We start from the raw sequence: 6,813 nt of genomic DNA, 5'->3' as shown, positions 1-6,813 counted from the left end.
TTTTTCCGGCATGACGTTCTTTTCGTACATCGAACTCAGGTTAAATAAGCACCCCTACTAAAACAATTGTATTTAAAGAGCTGTTGAGCTATAAAAAATCATGGGTTGGTTTACTAAAAAAACAGAAAAAGAGAAGCTTCACGATCGTTACAAAAAGCTAATTGAAGAAGCTCACAAACTTTCACACAGCAACCGGAAAGCAAGCGACTTAAAGACTGCCGAGGCAGAAGAGGTTTTAAAGCAAATAGAAGCACTGAGTTAATCCTTACTGCCTGAACTCCCTCATCAATTCCAGTGCCTTTTGTTTTACAAGAGCATATTCATTCCAGGGTAAAAAATGGTTCTGCTTAGGTAAGAATATCACCTCTTTTTGAGCATTGATTAGCATGCTATCAGCAAAATTGGCATTCTGTGGATGTACAAGTCCATCCTCTCCTCCTTGTAACACAATAGTTTTTGCCTGAACACCGGGCCAAAGCAGAAGCATTTGTTCAAGCTCCTCCTCAAGAAAAATAAGCTCCTCGTTCGAAACCCGTATAATTTTGGGAACCAGCGCACTTAGCAATGGCCATCGCATGGGCTTTCTGAACCAATCTTCGTTAGGCTCAAGGCGCGGATCCAAAGCCGGTGCCAGTAGCACAAGACCATCTACCCAATCGGGGTAATCCATTGCCAACCGGGCAGCAATTGGTCCTCCTAACGAATGACCTACTATAACTCTGGGAGCAGGCAACGCCTCAAGCATGGGTTGTAACAAGGCTGCTTGCTTCTCTATGGAGCCTACCGGTTTGCCAAATTCCGACTTGCCATAGCCTGGGCGGTCTACTGCCACTACAGTCACGTTCTGGTACAAAGTACTGTCAGCAAAATAATCTATGAACGCATCCCATCCGCCCGGTGAACCATGCAGAAACACAATAGTACCGTTTTTCGCTACGTCTAGTTGTTTATAATGAATGGCGTAACCATCCACATTGTAAAACACACTTCGCGGTTGAACCGGCTTGTCTCGAAAATACTTTGCTACCTCCCTATCGCTCTTGGTGAGGCTAACACAGCTGCTTACAATTTGAGTAAGAACTATAAAGCCTAATAAAAGAGTCAGGCAACCTATTTTAATCTTCTTTTTGGTCATTCCACGCATTCATTATAAATATAACTATTTGTAAATGAGCATGTTTATTATCACCCTGCAATTGACCAGCAAACGACATTTCTGCTTAGTCTAAGAAGAAAGGATGCCCACAACAATTTATGCCTGCTATTAATCTCCCCATAGTTTTACCTGTGGTCTGATGAAACCGCATACAACTACCAACAAATGAAAAGGCCCGTTCTCTAATGAAAACAGGCCTTCTATAGTGGTTTCAAAAAGGAAATTACCTTAAGAATAACATTTCTCTGTACTTCAATAATGGCCAGTCTTCATCGTCAATCAAACCTTCCAAACGATCCACAGCATCTCTGATCACATCAAAATAAGCTGCTTTAATTTGATCGCAGTAAGCAATGGCTCTTTCTCTGGTATCTTCTATAGAGTTAATCTCTCCCCTCACATCGTTCATGGCTGTTACATTTTTCTGAATAGTAACAATCTGAGCGTTTACCTTTTCGAGAATCGATTTGATATGGCTATTATCTAACCCAAACTCTCCCAAACCACGAGCATTCTGAATTAGTTTATTCTGGTAGTTAATTGCGGCAGGAATTACCTGAGCCATAGACATTTCAGAAATCAGGCGTGCTTCAATTTGAATCTTGAGAATATAATTCTCTAGCTGAATTTCGTTTCGCGCCTCTAGCTCTAGTGGCGACATTACACCAAACTCCTCAAAAATATGCTTAGAGGTTTTAGATACATAAGCATCCAACGCTCTTGGAGTATCTTTCACATTAGGTAAACCTCTTCTTTCGGCTTCATCGGCCCACTCTTGAGAGTAACCATCTCCTTCGAAGCGAACGGCCTTCGAGTCTTTTATGTATTCTCTAAGCACGTTGACGATAGCAATCTTTTTGTCTTCGCCTTTTTTAATCCTTTCGCTAACTACCTTGTAGAATTCTTTCAGTTGCTTAGCCATAATGAGGTTAAGCACTGTCATTGGCTCAGCCACGTTCTGGTTAGAACCAACTGCTCTGAATTCAAACTTGTTACCTGTAAAGGCAAAGGGAGACGTTCTGTTTCTATCGGTGTTGTCGAGAATGATCTCAGGAATCTTATCAATTCCCAACTTCATGTACATATTTTCACCCTTGTCAATCTTAATGTTACCATTGTTCTCAAGTTCATCGAGAACGGCATTAAGATCGGACCCCAGGAAAACCGACATAATAGCCGGAGGGGCTTCATTAGCACCCAGGCGATGATCGTTTCCGGCAGAAGCAATACTGGCCCTCAACAAAGGCGCATACTCATGAATGGCCTTAACGGTGTTAACCAGGAACGTAAGAAATTGAAGGTTTTCTCTGGCACTGCTGCTTGGCTGGAATACGTTCACCCCATTGGATGCGATAAGCGACCAGTTATTGTGTTTTCCGCTACCGTTTAGACCTGCAAATGGTTTTTCGTGGAACAGAATGGACAAGTCGTGCCTTTCGGCCACTCGATTCATCACATCCATCATAAGCGAGTTATGATCTGTGGCCACGTTAATATCTTCAAATATTGGTGCCACCTCAAATTGAGAAGGTGCCACCTCATTATGACGGGTAGAAACAGGTATACCTAGTTTAAGGCACTCTATTTCAAAGTCTTTCATAAAGTTGTATACTCTACTTGGTATGGCACCAAAGTAGTGATCGTCCAACTGTTGCCCACGTGCAGGATGACGGCCAAACACGGTTCTTCCGGCCATTACCAAGTCAGGACGAGCATTGAACAAGGCCTTATCTACTACAAAATACTCCTGCTCACAGCCTAGTGAAGCACTGACTCTATTCACATTTCGATCGAAAAGCTGACAAACCTTAGTGGCCGCCTTATCTACTGCCTCAACAGCTTTTAGCAACGGTGCCTTATAGTCCAGGGCCTCACCGGTGTACGACACAAAAATGGTTGGAATACAAAGTGTACGTCCCCAAATGAAAATTGGTGAACTTGGATCCCATGCCGTATAACCTCTGGCTTCGAAAGTAGATCGTATACCACCATTGGGAAATGAGGATGCATCGGGTTCCTGCTGAATCAACTCGCTACCTTTAAACACCTCAATGCCCTTGTGCGCATCGAAAAACGAATCGTGCTTTTCGGCTGTTGCACCTGTAAGCGGCTGAAACCAGTGAGTATAATGAGTGGTTCCTTTAGAAATTGCCCAGGTTTTTACAGCAGAAGCTACCTCATTGGCAGTTTCTACGTCAATTTTCTTCCCTTTTTTAATGGCACTTTCTACTTTTTTGAAAGTATCTGGAGCAAGAGTGGCTTTCATCTTGTCCATTGTGAACACTTCTTCTGCGAAGAAGTCAGAAATTTTGTCAGAAGGAGCAAAAACTCTGTCTGTAGTTCTTTGCTGCACGATGTTTAGGGCACGTTGGCGCTGATTCGACATTTTTGTTGACTTTTGTGATCTAAATTCGTCCCGAAATTAACACAATTACGTAAACCTCTTTCGTTTCAGCTTATTTTTTTATCCGTTTTCAAAAGAAAAACGTTTGCACTAAGAGATTTGGGTTAAAAATCACACCTAATACTATCGATTTCTGAAAAAGTGAAGCTAAAAGGGTTCCATCGACTATCTTTCTTCAATAATCCTTACCTTTGCAGTCTTTCCACCCGTCAATGAAGAAGGTTGCATTTTATACATTAGGCTGTAAACTAAATTTCTCCGAAACATCTACTATTTCCAGACAATTTGAGGAAAGAGGGTTTGCCAAGGTGGAGTTTTCTGACACCCCCGATGTCTTTATCATTAATACTTGCAGCGTTACAGAAAATGCTGATAAGAAGTGTAAGAAGATTGTTAAAGAGGCTCAAAAAATCAACCCTGACGGGTTTGTGGCTATCATTGGGTGCTATGCCCAACTAAAACCCAAAGAAATTGCCAATATTGAGGGAGTAGACGCTGTTTTGGGAGCGGCTGAAAAATTCAGACTTCTGGACCTCCTTCCTACTTTCAAAAAATCTCCGCAGGCTAGAGTATTGGCCTCTGAGATCAAAGAAGCAACAACTTTTAACAATGCCTATTCTATAAACGACCGAACCAGAACCTTCTTAAAGGTTCAGGATGGTTGCAACTATCACTGCGCATTCTGTACTATACCACTTGCCCGAGGCAAAAGCCGCAGCGACAGCATAGAGGACATCATTAAATCGGCAAAGGAAATAGCCGCCACCGATACTAAGGAAATAGTGCTTACCGGGGTAAACATAGGTGACTTTGGAATTCAGGACGGAAAACGAACTGAGCGATTTGTGGACCTTGTAAAAGCAATCGATGAGGTAGAGGGCATTGACAGAATTCGGATATCATCTATTGAACCCAACCTCCTAACCAATGAAATCATAGAATATACGCTTAATTCAAAGCGCTTCGTACCGCACTTCCACATTCCGCTACAGTCAGGTAGCAATAAAATTTTGCGCAAAATGAGAAGGCGCTACCTGAGAGAGCTGTACGAAGACCGGGTTTCAAAAATTAAGAGCCTTATACCCGATTCGTGCATTGGAGTAGACGTCATTGTTGGTTTCCCTGGCGAAACAGAAGCCGACTTTCTGGAAACTTACAACTTTCTGAACGAACTGGACATTTCGTATTTACATGTATTTACCTATTCGGAAAGGGCCAATACGGCTGCACCTGAAATGGAAGGAACTGTACCAATGAAGGAAAGACAGAAACGCTCTAAAATGTTGCGTATTCTATCCGAAAAGAAGAAACGACAATTTTACGAAAGCCAGCTGGGAACTACACGCACCGTTCTCTTTGAAGACGATGTTGAAGATGGCATGATGCACGGTTTTACTGAAAACTATGTGAGGGTGGCCGCAAAATATGATCCACTGCTAATCAACGAACTAAAAACGGTGCAATTGATGCGAATTAATGAGAATGGAGTTGTGGAAGTTGAAGAACCTGAAATGGTTTTTGAGACTCATTAGGCTCCGTTAATTATCTTCTCAAACCCGTTTGTCCTTATACTATAGATAATAGTGTTATTATACCCGTAAAACACACTATGTCTAGCGCAGGCCACATATTGGATTCTATCAAAAGAATGAAAGCCAACAGAGCGCTAACCGCGCGTAGAGACGCTTTCAACATAAAAGAGGCCAACACTTTTAAACCCAAGGCTGAATCAGAATTCAAGAAGTATAGATTTAGAAAAGCCAGCCCTGAATATCTAAAAGGATTAAAACTACAATTATCAGCTGAGCGAAAAAGAGAGCTTATCAAACAAACTATAATTCTATTACTCTCTGTGGCTATTGGTCTAATAATCTTTTACAGTATGTAAAAATCAATTTCATGTATTTGTAATTGGTTTTTCTGTATATAAGTTATACATTCATAGCGTCTTATAAACGGCCTATCTCTTAAGACCCACTACCCCAACCAATGTATTTAATTCATTCAATCCGTGCTTTTGTGCACAGGGTTCACCCTACAAATAGGCGAAAGCGCATATTCTATATATGCCTCTTTTTATGCCTCCCCACATTTATTACGCTAGGCTCCTGGCTGGAAATTACCTTCGTGGGCAAAAACGTGAGTTTTCAAGTACCTGCCGAAATAACCTTCGCCCTGGATCTGAGTGGGGTAAACTCCGAGAACATCTACATTAAAAAATCTAAAGACGATCTGAACGGAGTACGAGTAAGTAAATCGCAAAAAGAATTTAAGGCCACCTATGCTTTTCCGGGATACTACAAAGCACAGTTAATAGCAGACAATGAGCTGTTAAAAGTAAATGACGTCTTCGTTAAGTCCTTTGGTTGGGTAGCTACCTTAAACAAGTCGGGAACCATTGAATACCTGAATAAAAGCGATATTAAGTGCGATGCTATGATAGGTTTATCGGCTGATAAGCTAAAAGAAATAGAGTCTCAAATCACTGCCCCTACCCTAACCTTTCACTATTTCGACCAGATAAACCCCGTTTCGGGTCTAGACTTTACGCTGGAAACTCGTTTGAGAAGCACCTTTAACTCTTATGGTGCTCCTTGTAAAAGAATCAAGCTAGAAATTGTCGGCACCAATTCCACCTTCCTTATTCCCCTCTCAATTAGCGCCTGTTCGGTTGAAGATCCTATACTTATTGCCGGTCAGGAGTTCTATCCTACTCAGGTAGACATAAGGAGCCTTCAGACCGACTACAGCCAATGGCAGAAGGTTAAAATGGAGGTAAACGGAGGTTTGGCTAAGTTTTACATAGCAGACAAGCACAAGCTAACGCTTCCGGTTCGTGCCAGTATTGGACAAATTGTAGGCTTCAGGTACCATTTTGAAGGTGCAGGCGAAGTTGACTTTGTAAAGCTAACGGACACCAGAGAAGTTATTTATGCGGCTCCTTTTTAAGAAATTTTGCCTGAATAGAGATCCGAAAGAGGAAATAGCCTATCAAAATCTACCCAGATAATATTTCCATTTTCGATATGAAAAGAATTGAACAGATATTCATCTATGAATTTCTTAATATCAGGCTTTGATGAAGAATAGATAAGCCCCTTAAAGTCAACCCGTTAATTTTATCCATTGGAAAAAGAAATTAATAACTGAAACGGTTTGACCGCAATCGCATTCTCAACTTTAAGCTGAGTTCTATGTAAGGAAGTAGTAAAATATCCCCTCTTAGGAGGTCATTGCGGAATTTTCCTCTGAA

At 41.5% G+C, this 6,813-nt stretch carries 6 protein-coding genes; 4 read left to right on the top strand and 2 right to left on the bottom strand.

Annotated elements, in window-relative coordinates; translation table 11 throughout:
- Positions 1-100 precede the first annotated feature (100 nt).
- On the top strand, positions 101-262 hold the full coding sequence (locus B3763_RS06695; protein ID WP_308440966.1) for a Lacal_2735 family protein: 162 nt from the start codon (positions 101-103) through the stop codon (positions 260-262).
- Between the two features lie 3 nt (positions 263-265).
- Here the strand turns inward: B3763_RS06695 and B3763_RS06690 are convergent, their stop codons facing one another.
- Together B3763_RS06690 and B3763_RS06685 are read right to left on the bottom strand one after the other, a co-directional pair.
- Positions 266-1,135 (bottom strand): alpha/beta fold hydrolase, encoded by an 870-nt coding sequence (locus B3763_RS06690; RefSeq protein ID WP_189629822.1) that lies wholly within the window; start codon positions 1,133-1,135, stop codon positions 266-268.
- Between the two features lie 244 nt (positions 1,136-1,379).
- Positions 1,380-3,542: a glutamine synthetase III gene (locus B3763_RS06685; RefSeq protein WP_189629821.1), complete on the bottom strand. Its 2,163-nt coding sequence runs from the start codon at positions 3,540-3,542 to the stop codon at positions 1,380-1,382.
- 230 nt (positions 3,543-3,772) lie between these two features.
- Between B3763_RS06685 and mtaB the strand changes: the two genes are divergently transcribed.
- From mtaB to B3763_RS06670, 3 genes are all read left to right on the top strand, one after another.
- Positions 3,773-5,092, top strand: a complete 1,320-nt coding sequence (gene mtaB, locus B3763_RS06680) for a tRNA (N(6)-L-threonylcarbamoyladenosine(37)-C(2))-methylthiotransferase MtaB (RefSeq protein WP_286745017.1) — start codon at positions 3,773-3,775, stop codon at positions 5,090-5,092.
- A gap of 116 nt (positions 5,093-5,208) precedes the next feature.
- Complete coding sequence (locus tag B3763_RS06675; protein ID WP_286745015.1) at positions 5,209-5,448, top strand: hypothetical protein; 240 nt, start codon at positions 5,209-5,211, stop codon at positions 5,446-5,448.
- A 251-nt stretch (positions 5,449-5,699) separates the two neighbouring features.
- On the top strand, positions 5,700-6,509 hold the full coding sequence (locus tag B3763_RS06670; RefSeq protein WP_286745013.1) for a hypothetical protein: 810 nt from the start codon (positions 5,700-5,702) through the stop codon (positions 6,507-6,509).
- The last annotated feature ends 304 nt before the right edge of the window (positions 6,510-6,813 follow it).

This window comes from Roseivirga sp. UBA1976 (assembly GCF_002336325.1).
GTDB classification, from domain to species: domain Bacteria; phylum Bacteroidota; class Bacteroidia; order Cytophagales; family Cyclobacteriaceae; genus Roseivirga; species Roseivirga thermotolerans.
The sequence above is the reverse complement of the archived record's forward strand: the minus strand, read 5'-3'. Positions and strand labels throughout refer to the sequence as shown.